The sequence below is a fragment of the Streptomyces sp. CNS606 genome (genome assembly GCF_000426325.1).
In genome coordinates this window covers 62840-78468 of record NZ_AUFD01000019.1, presented here as the reverse complement: position 1 = coordinate 78468, position 15629 = coordinate 62840, and the positions used below count along the sequence as shown (strand labels likewise).

15 protein-coding genes are annotated in these 15629 nt (G+C 73.1%); 7 read left to right on the top strand and 8 right to left on the bottom strand.

Annotated elements, in window-relative coordinates; translation table 11 throughout:
• The first annotated feature begins 8 nt into the window (after positions 1-8).
• The 7 genes from K304_RS0114970 to K304_RS0114940 all read left to right on the top strand — a co-directional run bounded on the left by K304_RS0114970 (position 9) and on the right by K304_RS0114940 (position 7619).
• Positions 9-719, top strand: coding sequence for a DUF3000 domain-containing protein (locus K304_RS0114970; protein WP_078529136.1), 711 nt, complete (start codon positions 9-11; stop codon positions 717-719).
• Positions 720-976: 257 nt separating this feature from the next.
• Positions 977-1651: a response regulator transcription factor gene (locus K304_RS0114965; protein WP_027764406.1), complete on the top strand. Its 675-nt coding sequence runs from the start codon at positions 977-979 to the stop codon at positions 1649-1651.
• Positions 1652-1768: 117 nt separating this feature from the next.
• On the top strand, positions 1769-3043 hold the full coding sequence (locus K304_RS0114960; RefSeq protein WP_027764405.1) for a ribonuclease D: 1275 nt from the start codon (positions 1769-1771) through the stop codon (positions 3041-3043).
• Between the two features lie 147 nt (positions 3044-3190).
• Positions 3191-3565 (top strand): hypothetical protein, encoded by a 375-nt coding sequence (locus K304_RS34065; RefSeq protein ID WP_486591674.1) that lies wholly within the window; start codon positions 3191-3193, stop codon positions 3563-3565.
• Positions 3566-3762: 197 nt separating this feature from the next.
• Positions 3763-4977: a thiolase family protein gene (locus K304_RS0114950; RefSeq protein WP_027764404.1), complete on the top strand. Its 1215-nt coding sequence runs from the start codon at positions 3763-3765 to the stop codon at positions 4975-4977.
• Positions 4974-7103, top strand: a complete 2130-nt coding sequence (locus tag K304_RS0114945) for a 3-hydroxyacyl-CoA dehydrogenase NAD-binding domain-containing protein (protein WP_027764403.1) — start codon at positions 4974-4976, stop codon at positions 7101-7103. Before K304_RS0114950 ends, K304_RS0114945 begins: the two co-directional genes overlap by 4 nt.
• Positions 7104-7241: 138 nt before the next feature.
• Positions 7242-7619 (top strand): hypothetical protein, encoded by a 378-nt coding sequence (locus K304_RS0114940; protein WP_027764402.1) that lies wholly within the window; start codon positions 7242-7244, stop codon positions 7617-7619.
• Between the two features lie 15 nt (positions 7620-7634).
• Here the strand turns inward: K304_RS0114940 and K304_RS0114935 are convergent, their stop codons facing one another.
• Genes K304_RS0114935 through K304_RS29145 form a run of 8 tightly spaced genes read right to left on the bottom strand, consistent with a single transcriptional unit; the run spans position 7635 to position 15309 of the window.
• Entirely contained in the window at positions 7635-9149 is a 1515-nt protein-coding gene (locus tag K304_RS0114935; RefSeq protein ID WP_027764401.1) for a glycosyltransferase family 39 protein, read from the bottom strand.
• Between the two features lie 9 nt (positions 9150-9158).
• The gene (locus K304_RS33385) at positions 9159-10259 is read right to left on the bottom strand and encodes an NUDIX domain-containing protein (RefSeq protein ID WP_051308475.1); all 1101 of its coding nucleotides are present in this window, start codon (positions 10257-10259) and stop codon (positions 9159-9161) included.
• Complete coding sequence (locus K304_RS0114925) at positions 10256-11320, bottom strand: hypothetical protein (protein ID WP_027764400.1); 1065 nt, start codon at positions 11318-11320, stop codon at positions 10256-10258. Before K304_RS0114925 ends, K304_RS33385 begins: the two co-directional genes overlap by 4 nt.
• Positions 11317-11853 (bottom strand): dCTP deaminase, encoded by a 537-nt coding sequence (gene dcd / locus K304_RS0114920; protein WP_027764399.1) that lies wholly within the window; start codon positions 11851-11853, stop codon positions 11317-11319. Before dcd ends, K304_RS0114925 begins: the two co-directional genes overlap by 4 nt.
• Positions 11850-12392: a 2'-deoxycytidine 5'-triphosphate deaminase domain-containing protein gene (locus K304_RS29160; protein ID WP_051308474.1), complete on the bottom strand. Its 543-nt coding sequence runs from the start codon at positions 12390-12392 to the stop codon at positions 11850-11852. The genes dcd and K304_RS29160 overlap by 4 nt, the downstream gene beginning before the upstream one ends.
• Positions 12389-13327, bottom strand: coding sequence for a phosphotransferase (locus K304_RS0114910; RefSeq protein WP_027764398.1), 939 nt, complete (start codon positions 13325-13327; stop codon positions 12389-12391). Before K304_RS0114910 ends, K304_RS29160 begins: the two co-directional genes overlap by 4 nt.
• Before the next feature lie 46 nt (positions 13328-13373).
• Complete coding sequence (locus K304_RS33380; protein ID WP_158687350.1) at positions 13374-14390, bottom strand: cytidine deaminase; 1017 nt, start codon at positions 14388-14390, stop codon at positions 13374-13376.
• Positions 14391-14418: 28 nt separating this feature from the next.
• Positions 14419-15309, bottom strand: a complete 891-nt coding sequence (locus K304_RS29145) for a class I SAM-dependent methyltransferase (protein WP_078529134.1) — start codon at positions 15307-15309, stop codon at positions 14419-14421.
• Between the last annotated feature and the right edge of the window lie 320 nt (positions 15310-15629).

The window sequence follows — 15629 nt, the reverse complement described above, 5'->3', positions numbered from 1 at the left end:
CTCGCCCCATGGCAGCGGCTCGAACACATGAGGCGGGAGGCCCCGGCAACGGCGGCGCGGGCGCGGGCGGCTCCTCGGGCGGTGGTACGCGCGACGGAGGCGGTGGTTCGCGCGGGGCGGGCGGTGAGGCTCCGGCGGCGTTCCGCAGGGCGCTGACCGCGCTGGAGGTCGCGCCGCACCGGCCGGAGGTGCACTTCGGCGGTCTGCCCGCGCCGAAACGGCTCGCGCCGCACGCGCACGCCATGGAGGCGGTGGTGGAGGCGGACGGCGAGGAACTGGCCGACGGCCGCTTCGTCCTGCTGTACGACCCGGAGGGACAGGAGCCCTGGCAGGGCGACTTCCGGATCGTCACCCTCGGCCGTACCGAGCTGGACGCCGAGATGGCCGCCGATCCGCTGCTGCCCGAGGTGACGTGGACCTGGCTGACCGGCGCACTGGAGGCGCACGGCGTCGCGTACACCGCGCCGAGCGGGACGGTGACGCGCTCCGACTCCTCCTTCTTCGGCGGCCTCGAGGACCGTAGGCCGCACGCGGAGCTGGAGGTCCGGGCGAGCTGGACTCCGGTGGTCCCGGCGGGCGGTGGTCAGGTGCCGGACGTCGGCGCGCACCTCGTGGCGTGGTGCGAGCTGCTGTGCCAGAGCGCGGGACTGCCGCCCCGGGAGGGCGAGGGCGGCGCGGTGGTGACGCTCCCTCAGCGACGCGGGCCCCGTCCGGTCTGAGCCGCCGGGCTGAACAGCCGGTCTGAACAGCCCGCCGGCGCGGCCGTTTCCGCAACAGGGCGGCAACCAGTCGATTGACTGTCCGAATTGCACCAATTGTTATCACTGATTCGTGATCATTCCCTAAAGCCGGGCGCCTGACCTGCCGAAGCATCAGGTGACCCCCTTCCACCAGGGCACGCCCCGGCTCGCACCCCGCTCCCCACGGGGGCCGCACCCGAGCCGGCACCGTCCCAGCCACTCCCCCAGGAGGCCCGGTGTCTGTTCTCCTCGAGCACCCCACAAGCCTGGTCGCCTACCGCCCGAACAAGCCGACGGCCATGGTCGTCGTCGCCGACCCCCGAGTCCGTTCCACCGTGACGCGTCACCTGTGGGCACTCGGAGTGCGGGACGTCATCGAGGCGTCGTCGATCGCGGAGGCACGTCCCCGAGTCGCCAACCCCCGCGACATCTGCGTCGCCGACGTCCACCTGCCCGACGGCTCCGGACTGAGCCTGCTGTCCGAGACCCGCGCGGCGGGCTGGCCCAACGGCCTGGCCCTGTCCGCCGCCGACGACATCGGCGCGGTCCGCAACGCCCTGGCCGGCGGCGTGAAGGGCTACGTCGTCACGGGCACCCGCAACAACCTCGGCGGCATGCACGCCCGTCCCGGCGCCGCCCACATGGGGGCGGCCGCGGCCCGGATGCACCGCCGTCCCGGCGGCGGGCCCGGCGGACCCGGCCACCCCGGCGGGCAGCGCGAGCTGTCCGGCCGCGAGGTGGAGGTGCTGCGGCTGGTGGCGGAGGGCCAGTCGAACAAGGCGATCGGCGTGTCCATGGGCCTGTCGGCGCTCACCGTGAAGAGCCACCTGGCACGGATCGCCCGCAAGCTGGGCACCGGCGACCGGGCCGGCATGGTCGCGGTGGCGCTGCGCACCGGCATCATCCACTGACCCGGACGATCCCCCGGCCCGGATTCCGGGGCCCCCGAGCCCTGGGGAAACGCCCGCCGACGCCGCTCCGGCGTCGGCGGGCGTTTCCCCGGGCGGACACACAGCTACCCTTGACCGGTGACCGACGCACAGGAGACCGAAACCCGCACGGCCAGAGCTCAGCCCTCCTCCCAGGACTCCAGTCCGGCGCCGGTCCCGCTCCTCGAGCCGCGTGAGGGCATCCCGCCCGTCACCGCCACCGCACAGGAGCTGGCCCGGGTCGTCGAGCGGTTCGCGGGCGGCAGCGGCCCGGTGGCCGTCGACGCCGAGCGTGCCTCCGGCTACCGGTACGGCCAGCGGGCGTACCTGATCCAGCTGCGCCGACGCGGGGCGGGCAGCGCCCTCGTCGATCCCGTCGCCTGCCCCGACCTCACCGTTCTCGGCGACGCGCTGCGCGACACCGAGTGGGTGCTGCACGCGGCGACCCAGGACCTGCCGTGCCTGCGCGAGATAGGCATGATCCCCGAGCGGCTCTTCGACACCGAGCTGGCCGGGCGGCTCGCCGGTTTCGCCCGGGTCGGCCTGGGCCCGATGACGGAGAACGTCCTCGGCTACGCGCTGGAGAAGGGCCACTCGGCCGTCGACTGGTCCACCCGCCCGCTGCCCGAGCCCTGGCTGCGGTACGCCGCGCTGGACGTCGAGCTGCTCGTCGACCTGCGCGACGCACTGGAGGAGGAGCTGACCGCGCAGGGCAAGCTGGACTGGGCGCTCCAGGAGTTCGCGGCGATCGCCGCCGCTCCCCCGCCGCCGCCGCGCAAGGACCCCTGGCGGCGCACGTCCGGCATGCACAAGGTGCGGCGGCGCCGGCAGATGGCCGTAGTCCGCGAGCTGTGGACCACCCGGGACCGGATCGCGCAGCGGCGGGACCTCTCGCCCGGCAAGATTCTCGGGGACGCGGCGATCGTCGAGGCGGCGCTGGCCATGCCGGCGGACGTGCCGGCGATGGCCGCGCTGCCCGGCTTCGCCCAGCGGATGGGCAAGCGCGGCATCGACCAGTGGTTCGCGGCCGTGGAACGGGCGCGGGCGCTGCCGGACCGCGAGCTGCCGCAGCAGGGCCAGCACGTGACGGGGCCGCCCCCGCCCCGCGCCTGGGCGGACCGGGACCCGGTGGCCGCCGCCCGCCTCGCGGCGGCCCGCGCGGCGGTGACCGCGCGGGCCGAGGAGCTGTCGCTGCCCCAGGAGAACCTGATCACGCCCGACACGGTGCGGCGGGTCTGCTGGGAGCCGCCGGCGGACACCTCCGAGGCGGCCGTCGGCGAGGTGCTGCGCGCGCACGGCGCGCGCGAGTGGCAGATCGAGCAGACGGCCCCGCTGCTCACGGTCGCCCTCGCAGCGACCCCGGCCGAGGAGTAGGAGGAGCAGGGAGTGCCCCGGGCCGGCGGTTCGGCCCGTGCGGGACGGCCCTCGGTTGCGATGCGGCCACTGTTCGGAATTCGCAGTTCCCCCCGCGCCTCGCGGCACATAGGGTGATCAGCCGTCACCACTCTCATGGGGGAGCAGATGTCGTACCCGCAGGACCCGTACTCGTCCGACCAGCCCTACCAGCAGGGCCAGCCGTACCAGCAGGGCCAGCCGTACCAGCAGGGGCAGTATCCGCAGGGCCAGCCCTACCCGGGGCAGCCGTATCCGCAGGGCGGTTACGAGCCGAAGCAGCAGAACCCGTCCAACACGCTGAGCATCATCGGCATCGTGCTGGGCTGCATCGCGTTCCTCTTCTGCCCGCCGCTGTTCGGCATCGGAGGCATCGTCTGCGGCGTGATCGCCAACTCCAAGGGCGAGCGGCTGGCCAAGGTCGCGATCGGGGTGTCGGCCGCCGGTCTGGTCATCGGCATGATCATCGGTTTCCTGGTCTTCCAGGGCACGTACGGGATGTAGCGCGGGCGCGTTTCCGCGCCTCGCACGCGTTGCGGGCCCGTCCGGCGTCGCCGGGCGGGCCCGTTCGCGTGCGGCCCGAGTGTGACGTGTGCCTCGCGGGGTGCGGCGACTGCTTGCCAGGCGGTTACCGACAAGTAGCATAGGGCGTGGGAAGCGCGCCGCACGGCGTACCACCGCACCCCTGGAGGAGAGCCAACGTGCCTCGTACCGCTAGGGACGTCGTCTTCGTCGACGGCGTCCGGACCCCGTTCGGCAAGGCGGGCCCGAAGGGCATCTACCACGAGACCCGCGCCGACGACCTCGTCGTGAAGTGCATCCGCGAGCTGCTGCGCCGCAACCCCGATCTGCCGCCGGAGCAGATCGACGAGGTCGCGGTCGCCGCGACCACCCAGATCGGCGACCAGGGCCTGACGCTGGGCCGTACGGCGGGCATCCTCGCCGGGCTGCCCTCGTCCGTGCCGGGCTACTCCATCGACCGGATGTGCGCCGGCGCGATGACCGCCGTGACCACGACCGCCGGCTCGCTCTCCTTCGGCGCCTACGACGCGGTCGTCGCCGGCGGCGTCGAGCACATGGGGCGGCACCCGATGGGCGAGGGCGTCGACCCCAACCCGCGCTTCGTGTCGGAGAAGCTGGTCGACGAGTCCGCGCTGTTCATGGGCATGACGGCGGAGAACCTGCACGACCGCTTCCCGCACCTGACCAAGCAGCGCGCCGACGAGTACGCCGTGCGCAGCCAGGAGAAGGCCGCGAAGGCCTACGCGGACGGAAAGATCCAGCAGGACCTGGTGCCGATCTCGATCCGGCGCACCAACGAGGAGGCCGGAGAGACCGGCTGGGGCCTGGCCACCGAGGACGAGCCGATGCGGCCCGGCACCACCCTGGAGATGCTGGCCGGCCTCAAGACCCCGTTCCGCGCGCACGGCCGCGTCACCCCGGGCAACGCGGCGGGTCTCAACGACGGCGCCACCGCGTCGATCATCGCCGCCGAGGACTTCGCCCGCGAGCTGGGCCTGCCGGTGCGGATGCGCCTGGTCGCCTACGCCTTCGCCGGCGTCGAGCCCGAGGTGATGGGCGTCGGCCCCGTCCCGGCGACCGAGAAGGCGCTGCAGAAGGCCGGCCTGTCCATCGACGACATCGGCCTGTTCGAGATCAACGAAGCGTTCGCCGTGCAGGTCCTGGCCCTGCTGGACCACTACGGCATCGCCGACGACGACCCGCGCGTCAACCAGTACGGCGGCGCGATCGCGTTCGGCCACCCCCTCGCCTCCTCCGGCGTGCGCCTGATGACGCAGCTCGCCCGGCAGTTCGAGGAACAGCCCCATGTCCGCTACGGCATCACGACCATGTGCGTGGGCTTCGGCATGGGCGGCACGGTCATCTGGGAGAACCCGCACTGGGAGGGCAAGTGACGAACATCGCCGAGCTGCTGAAGGGCGCGGCCCAGTCCTTCCCGGACGAGGTCGTCACCCAGGCACACGTGCGCCACCTGGACCTGCCGTCGAACGGCGGCAGGTTCGCGCTCATCACGCTGGACAACGGTTTCGACCACAGCAAGCCGACCACCTTCGGCCCGCAGTCGCTGGCCAACCTGGACGTCGCGATCGACCAGGTCGAGGCGGAGGCGAAGGCCGGCGAGATCGTCGCGGTCGGCCTGACCGGCAAGCCGTTCATCTTCGCCGTCGGCGCCGACCTCAAGGGCGTCGAGGTGCTGAAGGACCGTGCGGACGCCCTCGCCATCGGCCAGGCCGGGCACGCGGTGTTCCGCCGGCTGGGCGACCTGGGCGTGCCCAGCTTCGCCTACTACAACGGTGCGGCCATGGGCGGCGGCGTCGAGGTCGGCCTGCACTGCACCTACCGCACCGTCTCCCGGGCGACGCCCGCGTTCTCGCTGCCCGAGGTGTTCCTCGGCCTGGTCCCCGGCTGGGGCGGCTGCGTGCTGCTGCCGAACCTGATCGGCCCCGAGCGGGCGATCAGCGTCGTCATCGAGAACTCCCTGAACCAGAACAAGCAGCTCAAGGGCCCCCAGGTGCACGAGCTGGGCATCGCCGACGCGCTGTTCGAGGGCGCCGACTTCCTGGAGCAGTCCCTGCACTGGACCTCCGCCGTGCTGCGCGGCGAACTCCAGGTGCAGCGGCCCGAACCGGACCGCGGCGAGGCGTGGGACGAAGCGGTGCGGCGCGGCCGCGAGAGCGCCGACGCGAAGGTGCACGGCGCCGCGCCGGCCGCCTACCGGGCGCTGGACATCATCGCCGCCGCCAAGGACGGCGACCTCGGAGCCGGCTTCGCCGCCGAGGACGAGGCGCTCGCCGACCTCATCATGGGCGGCGAACTGCGCAGCGGCATCTACGCGTTCAACCTGGTGCAGAAGCGGGCCAAGCGGCCCGCGGGCGCCCCGGACAAGTCCCTGGCCCGGCCGGTGACCAAGGTCGGCGTCGTGGGCGCCGGCCTGATGGCGAGCCAGCTCGCGCTGCTGTTCGCGCGCCGTCTCGAGGTGCCGGTCGTGCTGACCGACATCGACCAGGAGCGGGTGGACAAGGGCGTCGGCTACGTCCACGAGGAGATCGACAAGCTGCTCCTCAAGGGCCGGGTCAACCAGGACAAGGCCAACCGCCTCAAGGCGCTGGTCACCGGCTCGCTGGACAAGGCCGCCTCGTTCGGCGACGCGGACTTCGTCATCGAGGCCGTGTTCGAGGAGATGGGCGTCAAGCAGAAGGTGTTCGCCGAGGTCGAGGCGGTCGTGCCGGAGCACGCGATCCTCGCCACCAACACCTCCTCGCTGTCCGTCACCGAGATGGCCTCGCAGCTGCGGCACCCGGAGCGGGTCGTCGGCTTCCACTTCTTCAACCCGGTGGCCGTGCTGCCGCTGCTGGAGATCGTGCGCGGCGAGCAGACCGACGACGCGTCGCTGGCCACCGCCTTCGGCGTGGCGAAGAAGCTGAAGAAGACCGCGGTGCTGGTCAAGGACGCCCCGGCGTTCGTGGTCAACCGCGTGCTGACCCGCTTCCTCGGCGAGGTGCTGCGCTCCATCGACGAGGGCACCCCGGTCGACGTCGCCGACCGCGCGCTCGCCCCGCTGGGCCTGCCGATGTCGCCGATCGTGCTGCTCGAACTCGTCGGCCCGGCCGTCGCGCACCACGTGGCCGGCACGCTGAACGGGGCCTACCCGGACCGCTTCGGCATCTCGGAGAACCTGGGCCGCATCGTCGCGGCGGGCAAGCGGAACCTGTACGTCTACGACTCCGGCACGCCGGAGCTGGACCCGGAGGTCGCCGAGCTCTTCGAGACCGGTGACACCGTGCTGACGGAGGAGCAGGTCCGCGACCGCGCGCTGGACGCCATCGCGCAGGAGATCCGCCTGATGCTCGACGAGGGCGTGGTCGCCGAGGCGCAGGACGTCGACCTGTGCCTGATCACCGGCGCCGGCTGGCCCTTCCACCTGGGCGGCATCACGCCGTACCTGGACCGCGAGGGCGTCAGCGAGCGGGCCACCGGCAAGCGCTTCCTGGAGCCGGGGGTCGCGTCCGTCCCCGCCTGACAGCCGACGGCTGAACGCTGACGGCTGACGCCGAACGGCTCCGCAGCTCGCGCAGGGGTGCGCCGCACACGCGGCGCACCCCTTTCGCGCGTCCCCGGCCGGGCTCCCGTACGTACGGCGTCGTGGGAGGCTTGCGGCATGAAGACCCTCCTCGTCGTGGACGCGGCGAACGTCGTCGGCTCCGTCCCCGACGGGTGGTGGCGCGACCGCCGGGGCGCCGCCGAACGGCTCCGGGACCGCCTCGTGCCCTACGCGGACTCGGGGGTGCCGGGGCATCCGGGGCCCCTGGAGGTCGTCCTCGTCGTCGAGGGCGCCGCGCGCCCGGTGGCGTCCGTGCCCGGCGTCCGTACGGTCGCCGCGGAGGGCTCCGGAGACGACCGCATCGTCGCGCTCGTCGCCGAGGAGGGCCGCGACCGCACCTGCCTGGTCGTCACGGCCGACCGCGCCCTCCGCGACCGCGTCCGGTCGCTGGGCGCCGAGGTCGCCGGCCCGCGCACCGTCCGCCCCCGCCCGTGAGTCACCGGGCGTGAGTCACCGCCCGTCGCGGCGGACGTGGAACACCGCGCCGTCGACCGTGGCGACCGGGCGGTAGTGGGCGGTGAGGTAGGCGTCGAGGCGAGGGATGCGGGCGGGACGGTAGGGGGCGCCGCGCGAGTCGTCGACGACGACGGCGGGCGGGTGCTTCCGCAGGTCGCCCAGGAAGCGCGGCCAGGAACCGGGCATGGCGTACTGCTCGCCGGTGCGGACGCCGCCCCGGCCGCCGCTGAAGTTGGTGAGGAATCCGGCGGTGAGGTAGCGCGTCGCAGGCCGGCGGTCGGCGAGCCAGTAGTCCTCGGGATGCATGCCCCACACCAGGACCGGCTCGTCGGGGGCGGTGCGCTGCCGGAGTTCGGCCGCGACCCGGCGCGCGTGCTCCAGCTCGGTCCGTTCGGCGGTGAACCCCCAGGTGACGAACCCGGCGGTCAGGACGCCGGTGAGGGCGACGGCGACGGCGGCCCGGCGCGGCGCCGCCGCCCGCAGGGCGAAGGTGGCCAGCAGGGTGAGCGGGGGCAGCAGTTGCAGGAAGTAGTGTCCGTAGAACTGGAATCCGACGGCGACGGCGACGGCGGAGGCGCCCAGCCAGACCCACAGGTCGGCGGTGCCGGTGAGCCGGCGCCCGCGGGCGGCGTGGGCGAGTACACGGACCAGCGGCGCAGCGGCCAGCAGCAGCAGTGCCGTGCAGCCGGCGGCACGGCCGGCGGCGAGGAGTTCCGCGCCCTGCACGGAGGCGTACTCCCCCGAGCCGGCGAACGTCCAGTAGGCGAAACGCCGGGGCTCGAGAAAGAGCGCCGCCACGCCGACCGGGAGCGCGGTCGCGGTGAGCAGCCGGAGCCACGTCCCGGCCTGTGCGCGGTCCTCGTCGCGGAGCAGCAGGAAGAGCACGGGCAGCAGGACGACGCCGCCGGTCTGCTTGGTGAGGAGCGCCGCCGCGACGGAGAGGCCCGCCCGGCCCCAGCGCCGCCGGTCGGCGTACCGGACGGCGGCCGCCGTCCAGGGCAGCATGAACACCTCGAAGGTCGCGGCCTGCGCATCCTCCGGGGTCATGCCGACGGAGAGCAGCACGGAGACGACCCCGGCCGTCCAGCCCGCGCGGTCGCCCCAGCGGCGGCGGGCGGTGGAGGCGAGGAGTGCGGCCGTGGCGACGGTGGCGGCCACCGCAAGGGCCTTCAGCGGCCACAGCGACGCGTCGCCGAAGACGGCGAACGCGGCCTGGTACAGCCAGGGCAGCAGCGGCGGTTTGCGGTCGACGACCGTCTCGTACAGTGCGCCGCCCGCGGCGAGTTGGCGGGCCTGCATGGCGAGGAACCCTTCGTCGGGGTTCCAGAGGGTGGTGGTGAAGGAGGGCAGACGCGTCAGTGCCGCGAGGAGGGTCAGGACCGCGAGGAGCGGTGTCCAGAAGCGGCGCGCCGGCCGCGTTCCGGCCTCGGGCGGCGCGGAGGGGCGGAGGCCCGGGGACGCCGCCCCGGCGGTGAGCGTGCGCTGCGAGGGCTCTCCGGGCGGCGGCATGCCGTCAACCTATCGCCCGGGCCGCCTCCCGGGGGCCGCGTCGCCGTCCGCGGGGATCTCCTCCACCGGGGCGCCGGGGGCGCACTCCGCGACGCCGAGGCTGCGTGCGGCGTGGAGTGCGGCGTCCACCTGACCCGCCGCGGAGGGCCCCCAGCCGCACAGGTCCGCGGCCAGGCGGGGCGGGACCAGCAGCCTGCGGTGGACGGTGCCGGTGGCGGGGTCCGTCGCGGCGGGGCCGACGCGTGCGATGGCGGCGGCCATCCGGACGCGTGCGCACGCCGGGCCGTCCGGCGGGGCGTCGCGGAGGTATCCGAGGTAGCGCAGTCCGCGGAGTTCGATCTGCGTCTCCTCCCACACCTCGCGCCGGGAGGCCGCGGCGGCGTCCCGCTGCTCGAACGGCTCCAGCGTTCCGCCGGGGAGGCCGGCCTGCCCGGTGTCGTCCACGTACATCACCACGCGGCCGTCGGGTGCGAAGACCCACACCCACGACTGGCGGATGGGCAGTTCGTCGGGTACCGGCGCGTCGTACCAGCTCCACGCGGACCCGCTGTGCACCCACGGCGCGATGCCGTGACGGCGCATCGTGTTCAGGACGGCCGGTTCCCACCCGTCCTCCAGGTAGCGGGGGCCGCCGTCCCGCCGTGCCCGGAGGGCGGCTTCGACGACGCGCCGGACGCGGCCTCCGACCCGTCCGTCCAGCTGCTCGACGGGGACGAACGCCACCTCGCCGCTTCCGCGCCGGGCGGAGGTGACGCGGTGCCGCGCCGAGCGGCTGATGCCGCCGCCGTCGAACACCAGGAGGGCGCCGCGGGTCCGGGCGGCTGCCGCCTCCTCCGGAGGGGCGTCCGTCGCGGTCGGGCGAGGCGTACGGGGCGTGTGGGGCCAGTCGACGGCCAGCAGCCCTCCCGGGCGCGGGGTGAGGCCGACGGACCGTGCGGTCTCGTGCACGGCGGTGTCCCAGGGCGTGCCCGCATCCGCCACCGTGCCGCCGGGGAGGGCCCAGGAGGCGCGGCGGCCCGGCCCGCGCACCAGCAGGACGTGCCCGGCATCGTCGGTGACGAGCAGGGCGGCGGCCTCACGTTCCGGGGCGCCGCGGGGCGGCAGGGTCACGCGGGCACCGCGCGGAGCGCGTCGCGCAGCGCCGCCGTCGCTTCGCGCAGGCCGTGCATGTGCTGGGACATCCGGAAGAACACGGCCTCGTCCAGCAGCCGTTCGCACAGGCGGGCGCGGCGCGCGGCGTCGGTGTGCGGGTACCAGTCGGCGAGGAACGGGTCGTACTTGGTGCCCCGGTCCTCCATGTGGTGCCGCAGCTCCGCCGCGGACTGTTCGCGGTCCAGCCGTACGAGGGCGGGCCCGTCGGGGCGGTCCTCGAACCGGGGGAAGACCACGGCGTCGACCCGGCTCTCCGGGACCGCGTCGCAGCCGACGGTCGCGCACAGTTCTCCGGCGCGGACCCACAACGACCCGGGCAGGGCGGCGCCGGAGGCGGTGTGCAGCGCCTCGGCGGTGCGGTGCCGTCCCTCGAAGGAGTTGGTGGGGTGCGTGGAGTCGGTGAGGAGGCGGGCGACGGCCGGGGCCGACTCGGCGAGGGCGAGCAGCGCGTCGGTGCGCACGTTCACGGTGCGGGGTGATCCGTAGCCGCGCAGCGCCCCGTCGGGGGTCTCCCCCACCGTCAGGTCGTCGTTGGACACGAAGTCGGCACCGCCGTGGACGAGGGCGCTGAGGATGCTGGAGGTCTTCCCGGAGCGTTTCGCCCCGGCGAAGGCGACGCCGCGGCCGTCCATGCGCACCAGCCCGCCGTGCAGCAGCAGGTCGCCCGCCGCGTAGACCTGCCAGCGCAGCAGGTGGCGGACGGAGCGCAGGGTCTGCTGCGCCCGCCATTCGGACGGCTCGCCGACGACGGCGATGCGCCGGCGGGCGTCGTCCACCCACACCACGCGGTCGGGTTCGTAGTCCGAGGAATAGGCGAGGCGGCGCCAGCCGTCGCCCCGGGGAGCCCGGGTGGCGACCTGGACGAGGGCGGGCGGGGGCCGGTCGTCGGCGGCGGCGGGGGTCAGGCGCACGAAGTCGCCCGCCATCCGGCCGAACTCGGCGACGGCCTCGGCGGGGGCGACGAGTTCCACCCGGGCCGTGCCGCACGACGCGTGCATACGCTGCGGGTCGGTCGTCATCGTGCCAGCGTCTCCCAGTGCGGGTCGCGGAAGATCTCCGACTTCCGGGGGCCCTTGGATCCCTGGTACTTGCCGGAGTACAGCGTGATCTCGCCCTGGGGCTTCCAGAACGTCATCTGCCCGATGCGCATCCCCGGGTACACGCGCAGGGCGAGGGTGGAGAAGAGCTGGAAGGTGATGGTGCCGATGGAGCCGATGTCGATCAGGTCGGCCGTCACGTGCACGAACAGCCCGGCGCGGGCGGTGCTGGACTTGGCGTGCACCATCGGCACGTACTCGGTGCTCCCCACGATCTCGCGGGAGGAGCCGAGGCAGAAGCTCATGGGCTCCAGCACCAGGCCGTCCGCCGGGATGCGCTCCTCCACGACCTCCGGTTCGACGCGCGGGTCGATGACCGGGTCGCGGTAGCGCAGCAGGGTGTCGTCGAGCGTGAGATCGATGCTGTTGGGGTTGATGAGCGCGGAGTCGAACGGCGTCACCGTGATCGCCGCGGACTCGACCTGCCGCTGGATTTCATGACCGCTGAGAATCACTGCAACTCTCGAATCTGTGGCTGTCGCACGTCGTTCCTGTGCAGCTTGGAGGGCATCGGCCGGTCGTGCCGCCCGTACCAGCCCCGGTATGCCAGGACGTCGCCGGTGGCGGTCCAGAACGAGACCTGGCCGATGATCTGGCCCGGGTAGACGTAGATGTCGAGGGCGGGCAGGAGTTCCAGCGTCCACCGGTGAACCGCTCCGCAGTGCCCGAGGTCGGCGGACAGCTGGACGAACAGGCCGAGCCGGCCGACGGAGCTGCGCCCGATGAGCGAGGTGACGTACCGGGTGGAGCCGATGCGCTCCAGGGTGTGGCCGAGGTAGAGCTGGCCCTTGCGGAGCAGGCAGCGCCCGTCGACGGTCTCCACCGGTTCCTGCACCGCGTCGCGGCGCGGGTCGGGGCCCGACTCGACCCGGTAGATCTCCGGGCCGAGGCGGTAGTTGTAGCTGTTGGGGTTGACCCGGTCGTCGTCGAACGGGTCGATGACGATGTCGCCGCCCCGTACGGCCTCGGTGATGGCCTGGCCGGTGAGGATCATGGTCGTTCCGGGGCAGGCAGGTGGGTGCGGACCAGGTCGCGGAAGTCGTCGTCCAGGAGGACCGGCGAACCCCAGTTGCGCCACTCGTGCCGCCGGTCGGGTTGCCGGACGGCGTAGAAGGACAGGATGCCGAGCATGCCCCAGAGTTCGAAGTGCGGGACGAGCGGCGCGTCGTCCGGGCACAGCCGCTCGGCGGCGGCGTCCAGGAAGGGCTTGTACGGGGGCCGGTGCCTCAGGTGGAGGCTGATCGCCCCGACGGCGTGGGCCGGCGCGGACAGGGCGGCGATCGGCACGTTGAGCACGACCATCCGGCCGTCCGGCGCGACGACGGTGTTCTTCAGGTTCGCGTCGATGGAGACCACCGTGTGCGGCGCCGTGTGGGCCTTGGCCGCCTCGGCGAAACCTCCGTCGAGCCAGGCGTCCACCGCCGCGGCGGTCTCCGTGCCCTCGTAGAACGGCCGGACGCGGTTCCAGTACCGGCGGCCGTAGTGGACGACGAACTCGGGCCAGGTGGCGAGAGCGGGCGCCTCCCGCTTGTACAGGCCGTAGCCGTCCCGCATCGGCGGGAGATGACGGCAGGCCAGGACGAACCGGCACAGGTGGTCCACCAGCGCGTCGGTCGACGGCCCGTCGTCCTCGCGCTCCATGGCCGCCGCCAGGTTCTCCCCCTCCACGTACTCCGCGAAGACGGCGTCGAACGGGTCCCCGTCCTCCGTGCGGCAGACGCGGTGGATGCGCTGGACGGGCAGGTGCTCCCCGAGCGCGGCGGTCGCCTCGGCCAGATAGCCGAGCGGGATGTCGCCGTCGACGACGTGCTTCGCGACGACCGGGCCCTGGTCCGTCCGCACGAGGTACACGAGGTTGTTCGAGCCGCTCAGCTCGCTGACGGGGGCGTCGGGGAACTCGTCGACGAGGAAGTCCCGGAACGTGGTCACGTGATCACCAGCCTGAGAGGGGGCGGTTCGGGGGCGGCGGGCCGGGTCAGCGGGTGGGCCACTTGGTCCCCACGTATTTGTGCGGCAGGAGGGAGGCGAGGGGCACGACGCGCATCTCGTCTCCGTCCTGGACGACCGTGCTGACGCGGGGACCGTAGTCGAGCAGCAGTTCCCGGCACAGGCCGCAGGGGGGTACGAGCTTGATGTCCCGGCGCTCCTCGGAGGGCTTGGGGTGACGTACCGCCAGCGCCAGCATCAGGTCGCCGGCGCCCGCCGCGCGGGCCTGGCCGAGAGCGACGGCCTCGGCGCAGACCGAGGCGCGGCCCACCATCGCCTCGAGGTGGATGCCGGTGAACACCCGCCCGTCGCCGGTGACGACCACCGCCCCGATCTGGTGCCGGTTCTCGGCGTAGCGCTCGGTGATGACCTCCCGGGCCAGCCCGACGAGGGAGGCGACGACCTGCTCGGCGGCCTCCTGCCCCGCCGGGGCGGCGGGCAGCCGCTTGGCGAGTTCGACGACCTGCTCCTCCAGCGCGGGGAGGTCGGCCGCGTTGTCGAGGACCAGGTCGGCCTCGACGCCGTCGCCGCCGAGCTCCGTGGGGTGGTCGTCCCGGCCGGCCCGCCGGTCGCCGCGGCCGGCCTTGCGTTCCCGCCGCAACGTGTCCGGCGCCGTCACCCGCACCAGCGTGAACCCCTGGTCGCGGAGACCGTCGAGGTCGGCGGGGCGGGCGTCGTCGCACAGCAGCACGTCGGCGCCCGCGAGTTCGGCGGCGGCCGCGCGCTGAGCGAAGTCCTCCAGCAGGAGGCCCGGGGCCGCCGTCCGGAAGTGGGAGCCCAGGAAGTTGAGCAGCTCGCCGTCCTGCTGCCCTTCGGCGAGCCGGGTGCGTGCTCGCGCGTAGAAGGCGGCCTGCACGTCGTACAGCGGGGCGGCGAGCTTGATCACCTCGACGTGCCGTCCCATGCCGGCCACCGTCCGCCGCAGCAGGCCGGCGGCCGTCGACTTGCCGGCTCCGGGCAGCCCGAAGAGGGCGACGCGCTGCACGGAGCGGGATGCGCCTGTCATCTGGTGTCCTTCCGGCTCGGGCGCGGGGTCAGGCGCAGACGAAGACCGAGTTGCGCTTGCTGACCTCGAAGTGGCCGACCTCCGCGATGCGGTCGCTGACGGCCTTCTCGACGCCCCGGTACAGCTCGTCCTTCATCTCCTGCGTGATGTCGTCGCCGCCCATGGCCTGGACGCCGAGCAGCCGGTGGCCCGCCGAGTAGAAGTCCATGAACGGCTGCGGCGTCTCGAAGCGCAGGGCGTCCACGTACGGCCGCTCCTCGACGCTGTCGAAGTGCCGGACGAGCGTCTCCTCGGTGTTGTCGAGCGTCATCTTGCCGCGGCGCCCGCGCGGCAGCCGGTCGATGAAGTCCGCGGGGAAGCCGAGCTTCTCCATGGTCTCGAAGTGCAGGTCGTACATCTCCGGCATGGAGCGGCGCGCCTCGATGGTGACGATCGCGAGGCCCTTCGGGTCGCGGACGCGGGCGATCTGAGAGCAGACCAGGTCGGGGTCCTCGATGTAGTGGAAGATGTAGTTGGCCATGACGCGGGTGAAGCTGCCGTCCGCGAAGCGCGAGAGGTCCTCGGCCCGGCCCTCGGTGAACTCCAGCGGCGCCCAGGCGATGGTGGCGTTGCGCTTGGCGAGCTCCAGCATGGCCGGGGAGATGTCCATGGCCACGGCGCGGCCGCCGTGCCGGAGCCGGCTGACCACGTCCCGGAGAATGAATCCGTTTCCGCAGCCGAGGTCCAGGACCGATTCGGTTCCGTTCAGGTCGAGACACCGCAGCAGGTGGTCGATGAGCGGCTCGGGATTCTCGCGGTACACGTTGTGCGTCATCTGCTGCGTGAAGAGCGCCGTGTTGCTTCCGAAGTGCTCACGAATGTATTCGAGACCGAAGTCGAACGGCTTCACCGACGCTACGCCCGCGGTGTCCTGACTCATTGCACCCTCACTAGTGAGAAACCGATACCCATTTGCGGTTGTCCAGGGCTGCACACGAAGAAACTAGGAAAAGCACCAGACAAGGAGAATGCCCGTCGCGAGCCTCCCCACCGGGCTGCCCACTCGTGCGCCAGGAAACGTACCTCAGCGTTCACCGGCGAACAAGGCATGGTTCGCCTGCAGTTCGAGTCCCACCGCTCTCCGGGGACACAGCACGTCAGGGGACTCACGAGAACTGCGGGATCCCTTCGCACTTCCGCCCCTTGCCCGCTTATGCCCGTTATCGCCACGATCCGTGGGAGGGCACTGGCAGGGTGACG

What these genes read in the sequence shown, in the direction of transcription:
- K304_RS0114970 (WP_078529136.1), top strand. Translation starts at nt 9, where the DNA reads ATGGCAGCGGCTCGAACACATGAGGCGGGAGGCCCCGGCAACGGCGGC.
- K304_RS34065 (WP_486591674.1), top strand. Translation starts at nt 3,191, where the DNA reads ATGTCGTACCCGCAGGACCCGTACTCGTCCGACCAGCCCTACCAGCAG.
- K304_RS0114940 (WP_027764402.1), top strand. Translation starts at nt 7,242, where the DNA reads ATGAAGACCCTCCTCGTCGTGGACGCGGCGAACGTCGTCGGCTCCGTC.
- K304_RS0114935 (WP_027764401.1), bottom strand. Translation starts at nt 9,149, where the DNA reads ATGCCGCCGCCCGGAGAGCCCTCGCAGCGCACGCTCACCGCCGGGGCG.
- K304_RS0114925 (WP_027764400.1), bottom strand. Translation starts at nt 11,320, where the DNA reads ATGACGACCGACCCGCAGCGTATGCACGCGTCGTGCGGCACGGCCCGG.
- K304_RS29160 (WP_051308474.1), bottom strand. Translation starts at nt 12,392, where the DNA reads ATGATCCTCACCGGCCAGGCCATCACCGAGGCCGTACGGGGCGGCGAC.
- K304_RS33380 (WP_158687350.1), bottom strand. Translation starts at nt 14,390, where the DNA reads ATGACAGGCGCATCCCGCTCCGTGCAGCGCGTCGCCCTCTTCGGGCTG.
- K304_RS29145 (WP_078529134.1), bottom strand. Translation starts at nt 15,309, where the DNA reads ATGAGTCAGGACACCGCGGGCGTAGCGTCGGTGAAGCCGTTCGACTTC.